Source organism: Streptomyces sp. SAT1 (assembly GCF_001654495.1).
Lineage (GTDB): Bacteria > Actinomycetota > Actinomycetes > Streptomycetales > Streptomycetaceae > Streptomyces > Streptomyces andamanensis.
In genome coordinates this window covers 177,504-193,850 of sequence record NZ_CP015849.1, presented here as the reverse complement: position 1 = coordinate 193,850, position 16,347 = coordinate 177,504, and the positions used below count along the sequence as shown (strand labels likewise).

The window sequence follows — 16,347 nt, the reverse complement described above, 5'->3', positions numbered from 1 at the left end:
GCCGGGTGGCGGAACGCTCCGCCACCCGGCACACGTGTCTTCGCCTGCGCCCAGGTCGCCGTCAGCGCGGCACGCCGGGCCGCTTCACCGTGCTCCTGTCCCCGGGCCCGCCGGCCGGTGCGGTTTCCCCGGCGCGGCGCAGCCGGGGCAGCACGGTCGTCCAGACCAGCACACCGGCCACGGCGGTGGCCGCCGCCATGGTGACGGCCATGGTCGTCTCGGCGCTGCCGCCGAGCGAGACCAGGGGCGCCACCACGGGGCCCACGGCGAAGGCCGACATGCCGAGCAGGGCCGCCGCCGTCCCGGCGCGCTCACCGTGCCCGGCGAGCGCCAGCGCCGAGCTGTTCGGGCTGATGACGCCGTAGCAGAACAGCACCAGCGCGAGCAGCACCAGCACGACGGCCAGGCCCGCCCCGGCGAGCACCGCGAGCAGCAGTCCCAGGGCGGCCACGGCCGTCGCCGTCGTGCCCGCCACATACATGCGCACGGGCCCGGCCCGGCGCACCACGGCACGGTTGCACAGGGAACCGAGCACCGCGACGACCGCGTTGGCCGCGAAGACCGCGCTGAACGCACGCGGGCCGAGGTGGAAACCGTCCTGGAGCACGAAGCTGATGGACGCGAGGTAGGTGAAGAAGGCCGTACCGGTGCACGCTCCCACCAGCAGATAGCAGACGAACAGGCGGTCGCGCAGCACCACGGCGAACCGCCGCCCGGTGTCGCCGAACCCGCCCGGATGCCGCAGGGCGGCGGGCAGCGTCTCCGGCAGCAGCGTCGCGGCGACCGCCAGCAGGGCGGCGCCCACGGCGGCGAGCACCACGAACAGCCCGCGCCAGTCCAGCACCGCGGTGAGCTGCCCGCCCGCGACCGGGGCCAGGATCGGCGCCAGCGCGCCGACGAGCCCCAGCAGGCTCAGCAGCCGCGCCAGTTCGATGCCCGAGGCGATGTCCCGCGCGGCGGCCAGCGCGATCACGACACCCGCCGAGCCCGTGACACCTTGCAGGAAACGTGTCACGAGGAGCACCTCGATCGTCGGGGCGAGCGCGCACAGCAGCGAGAACACCGCGAACAGCGCGATGCCCCACAGCAGCGGCCGGCGCCTGCCCAGGCGGTCGCTGAGCGGACCCGCCACCAACTGGCCGAAGGCCAGCCCCAGCATGCACACCGACATCGACGCCTGGGCGAGGCTGTCGCTGGTGTGCAGGTCCCTGGCGAGCCGGGGCAGCAGCGGCATCGACAGATCCATGGACAGCGGCCCGAACACCTCCAGCGAACCGAGCACGAACGCGGCGCGGCGCGCGCTCATCGGGCGCGCGCCGCTGATCGTGTCCGCCGTCATCGGGACCGGCCGGTGACGCCGAGGACGCGCTCCAGCCACGAGTGGCGCACGGCCCCGGCCGCCCGGGACACCTCGGCGTCCGGGGAGAAGCCGCTGAAGCCGTGGAAGCCGCCGGACCACACATGCAGTTCGGCCTGCCCGCCCGTCGCCCAGATCCGGGTGGCGTAGTCGACCGCCTCGTCGCGGAACACCTCGGCGGCCCCGACCGACACGAAGGCGGGCGGCAGCCCGGACAGGTCACGCGCGCGCGAGGGAGCCGCGTACGGCGACACCGCGTCCGTGCCCCGGTCCGCGCCGAGCAGCGCGGCCCAGGCGGTGTCGTTGTTGGCGCGGTCCCAGATGCCGATGCCGTCGTACTGCCGGCTGGAGACGGTCTCGTTGCGGTCGTCGAGCATCGGGCAGTCCAGCAGCTGGCCCGCGAGGGCGGGGCCGCCGCGGTCCCGGGCCATCAGCGCGACCGCCGCGCTCAGGCCGCCGCCCGCGCTCGCGCCGCCGACGACGACGCGGGCCGGATCGACGCCCAGCTCGGCGGCGTGCCCGGCGAACCAGAGCAGACCCGCGTAGCAGTCCTCGGCGGCGGCGGGCGCGGGATGCTCCGGGGCGAGGCGGTACTCCACGGTGGCCGCGACCGCGCCGTAGCGCAGGACGTCCTCGACGAGACCGGCGAGCCCGAAGAACCGGTTGCCGAGGACCATGCCGCCGCCGTGGACCGAGTAGAGGCCCGGCGCGTCGCGTACCGTGCCGCGTGGCCGCAGCACGGTCAGCTCCACGTCCGGCGCCCCGGCCGGACCGGGCGCGGCGACATGCTCGTAGGTGACGGGCAGGTCGCCGATCACCTCCTCGGCGGAGGGCACCAGTGTGGCGAAGTGCGCGCGGTTGGCGAGGATCGTCCCGGCGCGCAGCGGGATGCGTTCGATCAGCTCGCGGCAGTGCGCGAGGCCCGGTTCGAGCTCCGGGTCGTAGGGGACGGGGCGCGGGCGCGGTGTGCGCTCCCCGTCCGGGGTGCGCGGTGCGGTCGCGGTCACGGTCAGGGGCCTTCCGGGTCGACGGCGTCGCGGTCGGCCCAGAACGGCTCGGCCAGGGCGCGCAGTTCCTCGGCGCCCACCCGGCGCAGCAGTTCCAGGGCGCCGACGTTCTGCCGCACCTGCTCCAGCCGGCTGGCACCGACCAGGGTCGTCACATTGGCCGGGTGGGTGAGGGTGAAGGCGACGGCGAGCTGGGCGCAGGTGGTGCCGAGCTTGTCGGCGAGCCGGGTCAGAGCCGGGACGGTCGCCACGATGGCGTCCCGGATGCCGCCGGGATCGCGGCCGATCTCGCGCTCCGGGGCGGTCCGCCCGGCCAGGATGCCGCCCTCCAGCACATCGGAGGCCTGCATGGCGAACCCGTCGGCGAACAGCTCGGCGAACGGCTTCCCGTCGGGGATGGAACGGCGCGCCAGGCTGTACTTCAGCTGGGCGATCTGCGGTCCGGGCACCCCCTGCTCGGCGGCGATGCGGCGCAGGGCGCGTACGTTCGAGGCCGACCAGTTGTTGACGCCCCAGGCGCGGATCAGCCCGGCCTCGGTGAGCGCGGCGAGGTCGCCGACCAGGTCCTCCAGGCGTACGTCGTCGCGGCGCAGGTCGCCGAGGATCACCAGGTCCGCGTGTTCGAGACCGGTGCGCAGGAACGCGTTCTCCAGCTGCGGGGCGAAGCCCTCGGCGCCGAAGCCCTCGATCCACAGTTTCACGGAGGCCAGGTAGTCGGCGCGGGGGACGCCGACCGCCCGCATGATCGCGCCCCACAGCACGTCGGTGAAGACGGGCGGCATGCCGGGCATGCCGTACACGCCGACGTCGAAGAGGTTGACGCCCTGGTCGAGCGCGTGGCGGACCATGGCGACGGCGTCGGCGAAGTCCATCCGGTCGAAGGTGTGCCAGGAGCCGAGGGACAGCTGCGACACCTCCAGGTCGCTGCTGCCGATGCGGCGGCGGGGGAGAAGCGTGGGGGACACGTGTGGGTTCCTCTCGTGGGCCCGTACGCGGGCGTACGGAGCGGTGCGGAGCTGTGTGCGGCTGTGCTGCGCCGCGTGGGTGTGCCGTGCGGGTGCGCCGTGCGGGTACGGACCGCGGCAGGTCGGGGCGGTCTCAGGGCAGCCGGGGGTCGACGACGGCCTTGATCTCCTCGTGCCGGCTCATCGCCTCGATCCGGGCGGACGCCTGGGACAGACCGACGGGTGTGCCGAACAGCCGGTCCCACGGCATGCGGTCGCGGAAGGAGGTGAAGAAGCCGATCGCGTCGTGGTAGTCGGCGATGTCGCCGTTGAGCGAGCCGACGACGGTGAGTTCCTTGCCCATGACCGTGCCCAGCGCGAGGGCCTCGGAGCCCGGACCGGTGCTGCCGACGATCACGACGCGTCCGCGCTGCGCGGCCATCTCCACGGCCTCCCGGCCTACCGAGGGCGCGCCGGCGAAGTCGAGGACCAGGTCGGCGCCGTGGCCGCCGGTCAGTTCCCGCACCCGGTCCACGACGGCGGCCGAGCCCTCGGCGATGTCCACCGTCTCGTCGGCGCCGAACTCGCGGGCCAGGGCCAGCCGGGAGGCGGGAGCGCCGACGGTGACCACGCTGCCCGCGCCGCTGATCCGGGCGACGGCGGTGGCGAACAGGCCGAGCGCGCCCGAACCCTGCACCACGACACGGGAGCCGGGGCGCACCCCGCCGGCCCGGGAGAACGCCCGGAGCACCGTCTTGGCGGCACACCCCGCCATCGCCGCCCAGGTGTCGGGTGTCTCGGCGGGCAGCAGCAGTTTGGCGGCGCCGGGCACCACATAGGCGTACTCGCACAGGCCCGCCGTGGCGTGCGGCCAGGCGTCCGAGCGCTGGAGGAACCCGTAGCCGCGGGCGGAGCAGGCGACCGGCTCGCGCAGCACGGTGCAGCCGTGGCAGGCGCCGCAGGTCGACTCGGACCACCCGATGCGGTCGCCGGGGCCGAGCGCGCGGCCCAGCGCGTCGCGGGTGTCCTCGCCGACCGCGACGATCTCGCCGACCATCTCGTGGCCGAGCACCATCGGCAGCATGCCGGGGAAGGTCATCTTCCCCGACCAGATCTCGATGTCGGTGCCGCACAGCGTCGTGCACAGGACCCGCACGAGGGCGGCGCCCGGCTCCGGTTTCGCCGGAAGTGGCAGGTCAGTGAGTTCCAGAGGGGCGCCGTGCGCGGTGAGGACGGCGGCGCGTGTGGCGGAGGGAAGGTCCATCGGATGCTCCTTCGGATCGAGCACGCGGCGGCTCGACGATGCGTTAGTCTACGGTTGTCGACTCAAATGTCGAGACCCCCGAGAGCAATGAGGAGCACCCGTGCGCACAGCCGACGGCGACGCCCGCAACGCATCGGCCGACCTGATCCTGCGAGGCGGGGTGGTCCATTCCCTGTGCGCGGGCGACGAGGAGGCGACCGCGATCGCCGTCCGCGACGGACGTGTCGCACGGATCGGCGACGACCGCGCGATGAGGGAGCTCACCGGCCCCTCGACCACGGTCGTCGACCTCGGCGGCCGGGCCGTCCTGCCCGGCGTCAACGACGCCCATCTGCACGCCACCTGGCTCGGCGCGCTCTGGCCGGACACCCTCTTCGGCGGGCACGCGGGACCCGGCCCCGGACCGCAGCGCCCCCTGCTCGACGCCGCGCAGCGCCGCCGGGCGATCCTGCGCGCCGGGGACCTGCTCGCCTCGCTCGGCATCACCAGCTACACGGAGCCGGGCCTCGGTCCCGGCGAGGACGAGGGCGCGACCGGCGCGTTCGGCACCTCGGTCGTGGGGGAGTACCGCGCGCTCGCCGCCGAGGGGCTGCTGCGGGCCCGGGTCACCGTGCTCTCGCTCTACGGCGAACTCGACGGCCCCAGCGACCTGGAGCACTTCCTCGCCGGGCTCGCCGCCACCGACGCCACCACGAGCGACCCGCGCTGGCTCCGCTTCGCCGGCGTGAAGATATTCGCCGACGGCATCCCCCCGATGAAGTCGGCCTACACGCACCACTGCTACACGGACGGCGTCCGGCCCGAGCTGCTGGTGGCGGGTGCCGACGACACCGAACGCGAGGCCAACCTGACCCGGATGATCCTCGCCGCCCACCGCCTCGGCCTCCAGGTGGGCGTCCACGCCACCGGCGACCGTGCCATCGATGTCATGCTCGACGCGATCGAACAGGCCCGCCGCGAGCACGACGTCGACCTTGGGCACTACGTCATCCACGGCGACCTGGTGACCGTGCCACAACTGCGCCGGATGGCCGCCCTCGGAGTGGGTCTGGACACCCAGCCCGAGATCGCACTGCGCACCCACCCCCTGGTCGACGCCGCGCTGGGCGAGGGCACGGCGACGGCGGCCTGGCCGCTGCGCGCCGTGCTGGACGCGGGTGTGCCGCTCTGCCTGACCTCCGACGCCCCGGTGCTCTCGCCGGACTGGCGGCGCCAGATCGCCGCCGCCGACGCGTGGATGGGCCCCGCCGCCGATCCGCGGCGGCGCATGGACCGGCTGCTGCGCTGCTACACCGTGGAGCCGGCCCGCCAGGACCGCGCCGCCTCCTGGAAGGGCACGCTCGCTGCGGGTATGGCCGCCGACCTGTGCGTGCTGGAGACCGACCCGTACTCGGTCGCCCCGGCCGAACTCCCTGACGTCAGCGTCGAGTTGACCGTGGTGGACGGCAGGATCGTCTACGAGCGGGGGGCGGCCGGAGCCGTCGGCGCGATCGAGGCGGCGCAGACGCCCGGGACGACGGGGATGTCCGAGACCGTCGAGGCGGCGGAGATCGCCTGACCGGGGACTCGGCGAGGGACGAGGACATTGGCCGTATCTCGTCTGCCGTCCCACGACCCGCACAGGCTTAATGATGCTCCCGCGCCACGCGCCGCGCGGGTGGTGACGACAGCACGGGGGGACCATGGATCAAGCGGGCGACACCGGCGTACCACCCCCCGGGCCTCCGCCCCAGCGTCCGCCCCGGCCCCCGTCCCGGCCGCCGCAGCCGGCTCCGCAGATACCGCCGATGCCGCTGCCTCCGCGCAGGGGAAAGCCGCTGGAACTCCAGGTCCAGCGGCAGATCCTGTGGGTGGGGTCGGCGGCGGTTCCGCTGCGCAATGTCAGCTGGGTCGAGGTGTTCAGGCTGAAGCCCGCCTGGGGCAAGGCCGGCCTCTACCTCCTGCTGCTCGCGGGCATCGCCTTCTTCGTCTCCGACCGGTTCGGCTCCACGGACGGGGGTGGCGGGAGCGGCGGCCCCGCCCCGGGCGTCCTGGCCCTGGCCGCCCTGGTCGTTGTCTGCGCCGTCCTGCTCTCGTCGAGGAAGCCGGTGCTGGTCGTCGAGCTGAACAGCGGTTCCAGGGTGGTCCTCACCCTGCCGACCATGGATGAACTGCGGGCGATCGCCGGACAGGTCGTGTACGCGATCGACCACCCGGAATACGAGTTCTCCGCCGTCCTGGAGCAGTACAACACCACGAACAACTTCGGTTCCGTCGTCAACATGAACGGCGGCAGGGGAAACACGGGGATCAAACTGTGAGCGACACGTCGAACTACTACGGAGACGTCGTCAACGTGAACGGCGGCAAGCAGGTCGTCGGCATCAACCGCGGCACCGTCGTCCACAACGACGGCACCGCCCAGGACGCCCAGCTCCGAGCCGCCGTGACGGACCTCACCCGCCTCCTCGGGGACCTGCGCCCGGTGCTCACTTCGGAGCAGGCCCGGACCGTGGACGACGCGCTGCCCGCGCTCACCCCCGACCGGACCGCCCTGCGTGAACGCGGCATGATCCTGGCGCACGTCTCGCAGATCGCGGCGACCGTGGGCGAGGTGGGCAGGCCCGTCATGGAGGCGCTGGGCCGGCTGCTCGCACTGCTGAGCTGACGGGCCTGCCCGGGGGCGGACACGGTCCGGCCCACGCCGCGGGCAGAACAGCGGACCAGGGCCCGAGACCGCGGCCGAGTTCCCACGGTGTCCCGGCCCGGAGCGCCTCACCGTCCGCCGCCTCTGGCATGAGCGGCCTCGCGGCCTCGGCGTTCGCCTCCGCAGAGGGTGCGGGCATCCGGCCGGGGCCCGCGCCGCCCCTCAGGTGAGGAGCTGCCCGCCGTCCACCGGCAGGCTGGTGCCGGTGATGTGTGCGGCCGAGTCGCCGGCGAGGAAGACCGCTGCGGCGGCGACGTCGTCGACGGCGGCGAGTCTGCGCAGCGGGATGCGGCTCTCCCAGGCCTGGCGCTGCGGCGACCCCTCGGGCATCCCCGTGGCCAGCATCTCGGTCAGGACCGGGCCGGGCGCCACCGCGTTGACGCGGATCCCGTGCTCCGCCAGCTCGATCGCCGCCCACCGGGTGAGCGCGTCCACCGCCGCTTTGCTGCTCTCGTAGCCGCCCATGCCGGGCGTGGGCTGGCGGCCGCCGATCGAGGAGATGTTGACGATCGCCCCGGCGGCGCCCGCGTCGACCATCCGCCGGGCGACATGCTGGGTCATCAGGAACGTACCGAGCACATTGGTCCGCAGGATCGTGTCGAGGTCGGAGCCCGCCAGCTCCAGGAGCGCGCCGTGCACGGTGAGCAGCCCGGCGTTGTTCACCAGGACCTCGACCGGGCCCGACTCGGCCTCGATCGCGTCGAGTCCACGGCTGATCGCGGCCGCGTCGGTGATGTCGAGCACCCGGCCGTGGACGCCGAGTTCCGCGGCTGTGTGCGTGACGCGCTCCGCGTCCCGGTCGGCGACGACCACGGTGTCGCCCGCGGCGGCGAAGGCCGCGGCGACGCCCCGGCCGATCCCGCCCGCTCCACCGGTGACGAGCACGGTGCGTGTCTTGTTCATCGTCCACTCTCCTCACAGCGTGACCCGCGTCACGGCGTCGGCCGTATAGTATACGGTTGTAGACGAAAAACCCGAGGCTTCCGGGAGGAACTTTGAGTGCTGCGAAGACCGTTCCCCGCCGCCGGCTCGGACCGGGTGGACCCGAGGTCCCGGTGCTGGCCCTGGGATCGTGGAACACCTGGGACCGCATGGAGTTCGACGACGCCGTGGCGCTGATCGCACGGGCCGCGGAACTCGGCTGCGCCTTCTTCGACGTCGCGCACTACAACATGGGCCCGCACGCGGAGAACGCCCGCACCGACCTGATCTTCGGGCGGGCCGTACGGGAGGCCGGGCTCGCCCGCGCCGACTGGCACTTCTGCGGAAAGCTCTGGCTCTGGGACTACCCCGCCACCGGGTTCACCCGGCAGCTGGAGACCTCCCTCGAACGCGTCGGCACCGAGCGGGCCGACTCGGTCGTCGTCGGCGACTACTTCGGCGAACTCGACGTCGAGCGCGTGGTCACCGATGTCGCCGAGCAGATCGAGGCGGGCCGCTTCGACACCTGGGGTGTCAACAACTGGCGCTACGACGACCTGCGCCGGGCGATCGACGTCGCACGCGAACGAGGACTCGTACCGCCCTCGTTCGCCCAGCTGAAGTACGGCCTGGTCCGCAGGTCCATGGCGGAGGGCGGCTACTACGCGCCGCTGTTCGCGTCCGGGGAGATCGCCCTCCAGGCCTCCGACGTCCTGGAGGGCGGCATGCTGGCGGGCAAGCTGATCCCGGACCGCAAGATCGGCGCCGATGTCGGCGGCATCCGCGAACGCGTCGCCGCCTCCTACGGCACGGTGCGCCGCCTGGCCGACGAGTTCGGCGCCTCGCCCGCCCAGCTCGGCATCGCCTTCTGCCTGGCCAACCCCGCCACCGCCAACGTCCTGGTCGGCGTCTCCCGGCAGAGCCAGCTGGAGGACAACGTCGGCGCGCTGGCCCTGCTCGACCGGGTGGGCGCGCAGGCTCTGCGCCGGGCCACCGCCGACCTCTGGCTCGACCGCGACGTCGCCGCGGACGGCACCTGGTGACACCGGCCGGCACCGGCCACCGCACGGATCCACCCCCGACAGCCGCACCACACCCTCAGGAGAACACCATGACCGCATCCGGCACACCGGCCACGCCCGACCGCATCGTCGGGATAGCCACCGGCTACATGGGCGCCAAGCAGCTCTTCGCCGCGGCGCGCACCGGCCTGTTCCGCGCCCTCGCCGAGGGCGAGCGCGACGTGCCGGCGCTGGCCTCGGCCACCGGCCTGAGCGAGCGGATGACGCGGATCCTCGCCGACGCCATGAACGGCCTGGGGCTGCTGGAGCGCCGCGACGGCCGCTACCGGCTCGCCCCGGACGCCGCCGCGTACCTGACCGGCGACGGCGACCTCGACCTGCACCCCTTCCTCGCCTTCCTGAACGAGATCAGCTACGGCCACTGGCTCCAGTTCGACACCACCGTCGACACCACCGAGCCCGGCGAGCTCAAGATGGACGACGACCGGTGGAAGGCGTTCATGGCCGGGGTCATGCGCTACAACACCCTGCACGCCGCCATGCTCGCCCGCTCCTTCGACTTCACCCCCTTCCGCAGCCTGCTCGACCTCGGCGGTCTCTCGCCCGACTTCGCCATCGGCGCCCTGAAGGCCAACCCCGCTCTCACGGCCCGCTTCGTCTTCGACCCCGCCTCCACCGACGCCGTCACCGGGGCGCTGGCCGCCGCGGGCGTCGCCGACCGGGCGACGGTCGAACCCGCACCGACCGACACGGCCGACCCCGGCGGGGAGCACGATCTCGTCATGGTCAACCACGTCATCCACCGCTTCACCGCGGAGCAGAACCGGGCGATCCTCACCGCCGCGCGCGCCGCCGCGGCGCCCGGGGCCACCCTGCTCCTGCTGGACTTCCTGCTGGACGACGACGAGCGCCAGCGTTCCATCGACGCGCTGCACGCCGGGGAGTACTTCGTCATCGACGGCACGGTGGTGTACCCGGCGTCCGAGGTGGAGGAGTGGCTGACGGCCGCCGGCTGGCGTCCGCGGGAGGTCCTGGCGCTGCCCGGAAGCCCCCGTGTGGTCGTCGCGGAAGCTGTCTGACCTGCGGTGACACCCCCGGCCGGACCCTCCGGCCACGACATGGCCCCCTCGCTCGCCAATCGGCTGCGACGGGGCCATTGTCTTTTTAGCCGACATCCGTAGACTAACGGCCACGACACGTGAGGTGGCGTGCGGGGGAACACTGGCCCGCGCACCCGCTCTCGTCGATCGATGGGCCGAGCGCTGCGACGGCGACGAGAACCGGCGATCCTCTCCCGGCTCGATCTGGCATCAGCGCCCCTCTTACCCGAGAGAAGATTCCATGCAGAGGATCTGGAGAGCCGCACTTGTCGCGGTCGTCGCGCTCGCGCTCGCCGCCTGCACGAACGCCGCCGCCACGTCCGGCAGCACATCGACGGACCAACTCAGGATCGGCACGCTCCTGGACGTCACGTCCTGGGACCCGGCCAACGCCGACATCGGCTTCGACGGGCCCTATCTGTCCGCCGTCTACGACCCGCTGGTCGCCCTGGACAAGAACTCCCGCCCCGTCCCCGCACTCGCCACGTCGTGGTCCTACTCCCCGGACTACCTGACCCTCACCATGCACCTGCGCACCGGGGTCTCCTTCAGCGACGGACAGCGCTTCGACGCGGCGGCCGCGGTGCGGAACCTGGAGCACCTCAGGTCCGGAGTCCGCTCCGGCCAGACGTACGCCGACGTCACGAGCGTCACCGAGGTGGACGCGGACACCATCGCCCTGCACCTCAAGAAGAAGAACGACTCGCTGCTCTACTACATGGGCCTGGGCCGCAGCTGGATGGCCTCGCCCGCCGCCATCAAGGCCAAGAGCCTCACCGCCGCACCGGTCGGCTCGGGCCCGTACACCTTCCGGGCCGGCGAGTCCACACCCGGATCGCAGTACGTGTTCACCGAGAAGCCCCGGCACTGGGACCGCGCCACCTACCCGTACCGCACGGTGAAGGTGTTCCCGATCGCCGACCCGACCGCCAGCTTCAACGCCATGCTCTCCGGCCAGCTCGACGTCAACTACGCCAACGCGGCCGACATCCCGTACGCCGAGCGCAACGGCTGGAACATCGCCTCCAAGGTGGCCACCTGGGTCGGCATCCAGTTCACCGACCGCACCGGCAAGCAGCTCAAGCCGCTCGGCGACGTCCGGGTGCGCCAGGCCATCAACCACGCCTTCGACGGCGCGGCCATCCTCAAGTCCGTCGGACAGGGCTCCGGCGTGGCGACCAACCAGGTGTTCCCGGCGGGCGACCCCGCCTACGACGCCTCGCTCAACGACCGCTACCCGTTCGACATGGACAAGGCCAAGCGGCTGCTGGCCGAGGCCGGCTACCCCGACGGCTTCCGGGTGACGATGCCGATGTCGTCGATCTTCCAGGCCTGGCAGCCCGCCGTCCAGCAGATTCTCGGCCAGCTCGGCATCAAGGTGACCTGGAAGAACATGTCACCGGCCGACTACCAGAAGAACGCCTCCACCTTCCCGATGTTCGTGGCGGTCGTGGCCCTCGACTCCAACTCGGCGGCGTCGGTGGACGGCCGGATCGCCTCCCGCCAGTGGTTCAACCCGAACCCCTCCACCGAGGCGTTCCCCGAGATCCAGTCGCTGCTCGGCAGGATCCAGGCGGCCACCGGCGACCGGCAGACCGCGCTGATCCGCGAACTGGACGCCAAGGTCACCGACACGGCCTGGCAGGACGTCTGGTACCAGGCGAACAACACCTACTTCAGCATGAAGGGAATCACGGTGACCCCCATCACCGGCATGATGTTCCCGACCCTGCGGTTCATCCAGCGCGGCTAGTTCCCGTCCCGGCGGCGGCCCGCCCCGACAGCCGGCCGCCGCACCCAGAGGGGTCCCACATGATCAAATTCACCTTGCGGCGCCTGCTCTCAGGGGCCGTCCTCCTGGTGGTCGTCACCTCGGCCTCCTTCTTCCTGGCACACCTGGCCATCGGCGACCCCACCGCCGCCCTCCTCGGCGACAGCGCCACCCCGGTCCAGCGGGCCGCGCTGCGCCATCAGCTCGGCCTGGACCGGCCCCTGCTCGTCCAGTTCTGGGACTGGTTCTCCCACGCGCTGCACGGCGACTTCGGCACCTCCTGGCGCAACTTCCAGCCGGTCTCCGACCAGATCTCCATCCGCGTCCCGGTCACCCTGTCCGTCGTCATCGCCGCCACCGTCCTGGCCGCCCTCATCGGCCTGGCCGTCGGCATCACCACCGGACTGCGCCCCCGCGGCGTCCTCGCCCGCGTCCTCAAGGTCGCCTCCGTCGTGCTGTTCGCCCTCCCGGGCTTCTGGGTCAGCCTCATCCTCGTCCTGACCTTCGCCATCAAACTCCGCTGGTTCCCCGCCGTCGGCTACGTCCCCCTCGCGCACTCCGGCACCGAATGGCTGCGCTCCATCACCCTGCCGTCCATCGCCCTGGCCCTCGGCGCGATCGTGATGATCGCCGAACAACTGCGCAACGGCTTCCTGGAGGTCACCCACCAGGACTTCGTCCGCACCCTCAGGGCCCGCGGCCTGTCCTCGCGGCGCGTCACCCTGCATGTGCTGCGCAACGCCTCGCCCGCCGCGCTCACCGTCCTCGCCGTGATGTTCGTCGGACTGCTCGGCGGCGCCATCGTCGTCGAGATCGTCTTCAACCTCCCGGGCATCGGCAGCCTCACCCAGTCGGCCAGCCAGATCGGCGACATCCCGGTGCTGCTCGGACTGACCGTCGTCACGGTCGTCTTCGTCGTCGTCGTCAACTTCCTGCTCGACCTCGTGCTCGGGTGGGTCAACCCGAAGGTGCGCGAGAAATGACCGAAGCCGCGTTCCCCGCCACACCCGAGCCCGTCCAGGCCAGACAGCGCCTCTGGTCGCGCTATTTGCGCCGCCCCGTCGGCGTCGCCGCGCTCGCCGTCTTCCTCCTCGTCGTCCTCGTGGGCCTGTTCGCGCCGCTGCTCGCCCCGCACGACCCCAACTTCGTCGACTTCAACCTCACCCAGGCCCCGCCCGGCCACGGCCACCTGATGGGCGGCGACTCCGCCGGCCGCGACATCTTCAGCCGGCTCCTGTACGGCGCGCGCACCACGCTGTACGGCGCCGCCGTCGCCTGCCTCGCCGGAGCCCTGCTCGGTGTCCCCGCGGGCGTGGCCGCCGGCTACTTCGGCGGCCCGGCCGACCGGATCTTCTCCTGGATCAGCGACGCCGCGCAGTCCGTGCCCGGCATGATCGTCCTGCTCATCGTCGCCGCGGGCACCGGCGCCGACTTCACCGTGCTGATGATCACCGTCGGCGCCTTCATGGCACCCGGCTACTACCGCATCTCCCGCTCCAGGGCGCTCGCCGTGCGCAAGGAGCCGTACATCGACGCGGCCCGCGTGGCGGGCCTCACCCACACCCAGATCCTGCGCGCCCACATGCTGCGGGCCGTCTACGCACCCGTCATCATCCAGTCCGCGCTGACCGCCGGCATCGCCATGGGCCTGCAGACCGGCCTCCAGTTCCTCGGCATCGGCACCGCGGCGAACCCCGACTGGGGACAGATGATGAACGACGGGTTCCGCACCATGCTGACCCACCCGCTCATCCTGCTGTGGCCCTCGGCCGCCCTCGGCATCACCATCGCCGCCCTCGCCTTCATGGGCTCCACCCTCGCCGACCTGGTGAACTCGCGCACCGCACCGGCCCCCCGGCGCTCCCGCGCGGCCGCGCCGCCCCGCCAGGAGGGCGGCGCCACCGGCGAGTTGCTGCACTCGGCGGCGGACAGCGCGCTCAGGATCGAGAACCTCCGCGTCACCTACCGCACTCCGCACGGCGACAAGCAGGTCGTGCACGGAGTGAGCCTGGACGTCGCACCCGGCGAAGTGCTCGGCATCGTCGGCGAGTCCGGCTCGGGCAAGTCGCAGACCGTCTTCTCCGCGCTGGACCTGCTCCCGGCCGACGGCACCGCCACCGCCGACGGCATCTGGGTCGGCGGCAGCGAGGCCGGCTCGCTCCCGCGCGCCAAGCGCCACGCCCTGCTCGGCACCCGCATCGGCTACGTGCCCCAGGAGCCGATGAGCAACCTCGACCCCTGCTACACCATCGGCCACCAGCTGACCGAACCCCTGCGCGCGGTGCACGGGCTGTCCAAGGCCGAGGCGGGGGAGCGGGCCCGCGCGATCCTCGAACGCGTCGGCATCACCGACCCCGACCGGGTGCTGGCCTCCTACCCGCACCAGATCTCCGGCGGCATGGCGCAGCGCGTCCTCATCGCGGGCGCGGTCTCCGGCAACCCCGGCCTGCTGGTCGCCGACGAACCGACCACCGCGCTGGACGTCACCGTCCAGGCGGAAGTCCTCGAACTCCTCCGCGAGTTGCAGGCCGAGTACGGGATGGCCCTGGTGATCGTCACCCACAACTTCGGTGTGGTCGCCGACATCTGCGACCGTGTCGCCGTCATGAAGGACGGCCGGATCATCGAGACCGGCCCGGTCGAGCAGATCTTCGGTGACCCCGGCGACCCGTACACCGCGGAACTCATCCGCGCCTCGCAGGACGACACCGAGAGCCGCGCCGACCTGGACGCGGCCTGGAACACGGCCGGACGGACGGTGCACTCATGACCACGGACACCCACGGGGACGCGCTGCTCGAAGTGGACGACGTCGTCGTCGACTACCACCGCGGACGCACCACGTTCCGCGCGCTCAAGGGCATCTCCATGAAGATCGGCGCGGGCGAGTGCGTCGGCCTGGTCGGCGAGAGCGGATCGGGCAAGTCGACCCTCGGCAAGGCCATCCTCGGCCTCGCCCCGGTCACCTCCGGCACCATCCGCTTCGACGGCCGCGACATCACCCACGCCAAGGGAGCCGAACGGCGCCGCCTGGCCGCCGACCTCCAGGTCGTCTTCCAGGACCCCTACGGCTCACTGGACCCCACCCTCACCGTCGGCCAGATCCTCGCCGAACCCCTCACCGCGTCCGGCACCGGCCGGGCCGAGGCGCGCAGGGCGGTGGCCGAGATGCTCGACCACGTACGCCTGCCCGCGGACACCGTCACGCGTTACCCCAGCGAGTTCTCCGGCGGCCAGCGCCAGCGCGTCGCCATCGCCCGCGCGCTGGTGCGCCGCCCGCGCCTGATCGTCTGCGACGAACCCGTCAGCGCGCTCGACCTCACCACCCAGGCGGCGGTGATCGACCTCTTCATCGACATCCAGCGCGAGACCGGCGTCTCCTACCTGTTCGTCTCCCACGACCTGGGCGTGGTCCGGCGCATCTGCCACCGGGTCTCGGTCATGTACCAGGGCGAGTGCGTGGAGTCCGGACCCAACGAGACCGTCACCCGTGACCCGGGACACCCCTACACCCGCAGGCTGTTGCTGGCCTCCCCGGTGGCCGACCCGGCGCGGCAGGCCGAGCGCAGGAGAAGCTGGCTCGGGCTGCGAGCGGTGAGAGCCTCCCCCGTACCGTAGGCGCGACCATGCCGAAGATCATCGATCATGACCAGCGGCGGCGCGAGATCGTCGCGGTCGCCAGGAAACTCATCGTCCAGGGCGGGTTCGAGGCCGCGACGATGAGAAGCATCGTCGCCGAGGCGGGCTTCGCCAACGGCGCCCTCAAACGCTACTTCCCCAGCAAGGACAGCATCGTCGCGGCCACCTTCGAGAGCGTGCTGGCGGAGATGAACGAACGGATGACAGCAGCCGGTGAACCGGCCCCCGACCCCGAGGAGGCACTGCGCCACGACATCGAGGCGACCCTGCCGCTCGACCGGTACCGCATCGACGGCGCCCGCGTGCTGCTCGCCCTGTGGGAGCACTCGGTGGCCAACGAGGAACTCGCCGAGCTGTACCGCGACCACCTGCGCCGGTGGCGCCGGCTGCTCGCCGCCCGTATCGCCGCGGCACGCGGCCGGGGAGAGCCGCCCGACGACCCGGCCGTGACCGGCCTCGCCGGGGAGGTCATCGGCCTGACCATCGGCGCCAACGTCACCGCCCTGATGTTCCCCGACGGCGCGCTCGTCCCTGAACACCGCGCCCACGTCGACCGGTTGATGCGCGACATCACCGGCGACTGACCCGCGGGGGCGCGGGGCCCGCCGTGCCCCGCGCCCCCCGTACGTACCGCCC

At 72.5% G+C, this 16,347-nt stretch carries 15 protein-coding genes; 10 read left to right on the top strand and 5 right to left on the bottom strand.

From position 1 onward, the window contains the following. Positions 1–61: 61 nt before the first annotated feature. The 4 genes from A8713_RS00795 to A8713_RS00780 form a co-directional block, all read right to left on the bottom strand. Positions 62–1,339 carry a multidrug effflux MFS transporter gene (locus tag A8713_RS00795; RefSeq protein ID WP_064530914.1) on the bottom strand — a complete coding sequence of 426 codons (1,278 nt, stop codon included), beginning with the start codon at positions 1,337–1,339 and terminating at the stop codon, positions 62–64. After that, on the bottom strand, positions 1,336–2,364 hold the full coding sequence (locus A8713_RS00790; protein WP_064530913.1) for an alpha/beta hydrolase fold domain-containing protein: 1,029 nt from the start codon (positions 2,362–2,364) through the stop codon (positions 1,336–1,338). The genes A8713_RS00795 and A8713_RS00790 overlap by 4 nt, the downstream gene beginning before the upstream one ends. A gap of 2 nt (positions 2,365–2,366) precedes the next feature. Further along, positions 2,367–3,329, bottom strand: coding sequence for an aldo/keto reductase (locus A8713_RS00785; protein ID WP_064530912.1), 963 nt, complete (start codon positions 3,327–3,329; stop codon positions 2,367–2,369). Positions 3,330–3,462: 133 nt separating this feature from the next. Continuing rightward, positions 3,463–4,572 (bottom strand): zinc-binding dehydrogenase, encoded by a 1,110-nt coding sequence (locus tag A8713_RS00780; RefSeq protein ID WP_064530911.1) that lies wholly within the window; start codon positions 4,570–4,572, stop codon positions 3,463–3,465. Between the two features lie 100 nt (positions 4,573–4,672). Between A8713_RS00780 and A8713_RS00775 the strand changes: the two genes are divergently transcribed. The 3 genes from A8713_RS00775 (at position 4,673) to A8713_RS00765 (ending at position 7,219) form a co-directional block, all read left to right on the top strand. Then, positions 4,673–6,130 (top strand): amidohydrolase, encoded by a 1,458-nt coding sequence (locus tag A8713_RS00775; RefSeq protein WP_064530910.1) that lies wholly within the window; start codon positions 4,673–4,675, stop codon positions 6,128–6,130. Between the two features lie 229 nt (positions 6,131–6,359). Beyond that, positions 6,360–6,872, top strand: a complete 513-nt coding sequence (locus A8713_RS00770) for a DUF6232 family protein (RefSeq protein ID WP_064530909.1) — start codon at positions 6,360–6,362, stop codon at positions 6,870–6,872. Then, a complete protein-coding gene (locus A8713_RS00765; RefSeq protein WP_064530908.1) occupies positions 6,869–7,219 on the top strand; it encodes a hypothetical protein in 351 nt (116 codons plus the stop codon). The genes A8713_RS00770 and A8713_RS00765 overlap by 4 nt, the downstream gene beginning before the upstream one ends. Before the next feature lie 201 nt (positions 7,220–7,420). Here the strand turns inward: A8713_RS00765 and A8713_RS00760 are convergent, their stop codons facing one another. Further along, complete coding sequence (locus A8713_RS00760; protein ID WP_064530907.1) at positions 7,421–8,161, bottom strand: SDR family NAD(P)-dependent oxidoreductase; 741 nt, start codon at positions 8,159–8,161, stop codon at positions 7,421–7,423. A gap of 92 nt (positions 8,162–8,253) precedes the next feature. Here A8713_RS00760 and A8713_RS00755 point away from each other — a divergent pair, with 92 nt between their 5' ends. The 7 genes from A8713_RS00755 (at position 8,254) to A8713_RS00725 (ending at position 16,295) form a co-directional block, all read left to right on the top strand. Further along, entirely contained in the window at positions 8,254–9,222 is a 969-nt protein-coding gene (locus A8713_RS00755; protein ID WP_237305273.1) for an aldo/keto reductase, read from the top strand. 68 nt (positions 9,223–9,290) lie between these two features. Further along, the gene (locus tag A8713_RS00750; protein ID WP_064530905.1) at positions 9,291–10,280 is read left to right on the top strand and encodes a methyltransferase; all 990 of its coding nucleotides are present in this window, start codon (positions 9,291–9,293) and stop codon (positions 10,278–10,280) included. 262 nt (positions 10,281–10,542) lie between these two features. Further along, a complete protein-coding gene (locus A8713_RS00745) occupies positions 10,543–12,054 on the top strand; it encodes an ABC transporter substrate-binding protein (protein WP_064530904.1) in 1,512 nt (503 codons plus the stop codon). Positions 12,055–12,113: 59 nt separating this feature from the next. Then, positions 12,114–13,055: an ABC transporter permease gene (locus A8713_RS00740; RefSeq protein WP_064530903.1), complete on the top strand. Its 942-nt coding sequence runs from the start codon at positions 12,114–12,116 to the stop codon at positions 13,053–13,055. Further along, positions 13,052–14,842: a dipeptide/oligopeptide/nickel ABC transporter permease/ATP-binding protein gene (locus A8713_RS00735; protein ID WP_064530902.1), complete on the top strand. Its 1,791-nt coding sequence runs from the start codon at positions 13,052–13,054 to the stop codon at positions 14,840–14,842. The genes A8713_RS00740 and A8713_RS00735 overlap by 4 nt, the downstream gene beginning before the upstream one ends. Then, positions 14,839–15,690, top strand: a complete 852-nt coding sequence (locus tag A8713_RS00730) for an ATP-binding cassette domain-containing protein (RefSeq protein ID WP_064530901.1) — start codon at positions 14,839–14,841, stop codon at positions 15,688–15,690. Before A8713_RS00735 ends, A8713_RS00730 begins: the two co-directional genes overlap by 4 nt. Before the next feature lie 8 nt (positions 15,691–15,698). Beyond that, positions 15,699–16,295, top strand: coding sequence for a TetR/AcrR family transcriptional regulator (locus A8713_RS00725; protein ID WP_064530900.1), 597 nt, complete (start codon positions 15,699–15,701; stop codon positions 16,293–16,295). Positions 16,296–16,347: the final 52 nt, after the last annotated feature.

Coding starts and splice junctions, on each gene's coding strand:
- A8713_RS00795 (WP_064530914.1), bottom strand. CDS start 1,339: ATGACGGCGGACACGATCAGCGGCGCGCGCCCGATGAGCGCGCGCCGC.
- A8713_RS00780 (WP_064530911.1), bottom strand. CDS start 4,572: ATGGACCTTCCCTCCGCCACACGCGCCGCCGTCCTCACCGCGCACGGC.
- A8713_RS00770 (WP_064530909.1), top strand. CDS start 6,360: ATGCCGCTGCCTCCGCGCAGGGGAAAGCCGCTGGAACTCCAGGTCCAG.
- A8713_RS00760 (WP_064530907.1), bottom strand. CDS start 8,161: ATGAACAAGACACGCACCGTGCTCGTCACCGGTGGAGCGGGCGGGATC.
- A8713_RS00750 (WP_064530905.1), top strand. CDS start 9,291: ATGACCGCATCCGGCACACCGGCCACGCCCGACCGCATCGTCGGGATA.
- A8713_RS00745 (WP_064530904.1), top strand. CDS start 10,543: ATGCAGAGGATCTGGAGAGCCGCACTTGTCGCGGTCGTCGCGCTCGCG.
- A8713_RS00740 (WP_064530903.1), top strand. CDS start 12,114: ATGATCAAATTCACCTTGCGGCGCCTGCTCTCAGGGGCCGTCCTCCTG.
- A8713_RS00735 (WP_064530902.1), top strand. CDS start 13,052: ATGACCGAAGCCGCGTTCCCCGCCACACCCGAGCCCGTCCAGGCCAGA.
- A8713_RS00730 (WP_064530901.1), top strand. CDS start 14,839: ATGACCACGGACACCCACGGGGACGCGCTGCTCGAAGTGGACGACGTC.
- A8713_RS00725 (WP_064530900.1), top strand. CDS start 15,699: ATGCCGAAGATCATCGATCATGACCAGCGGCGGCGCGAGATCGTCGCG.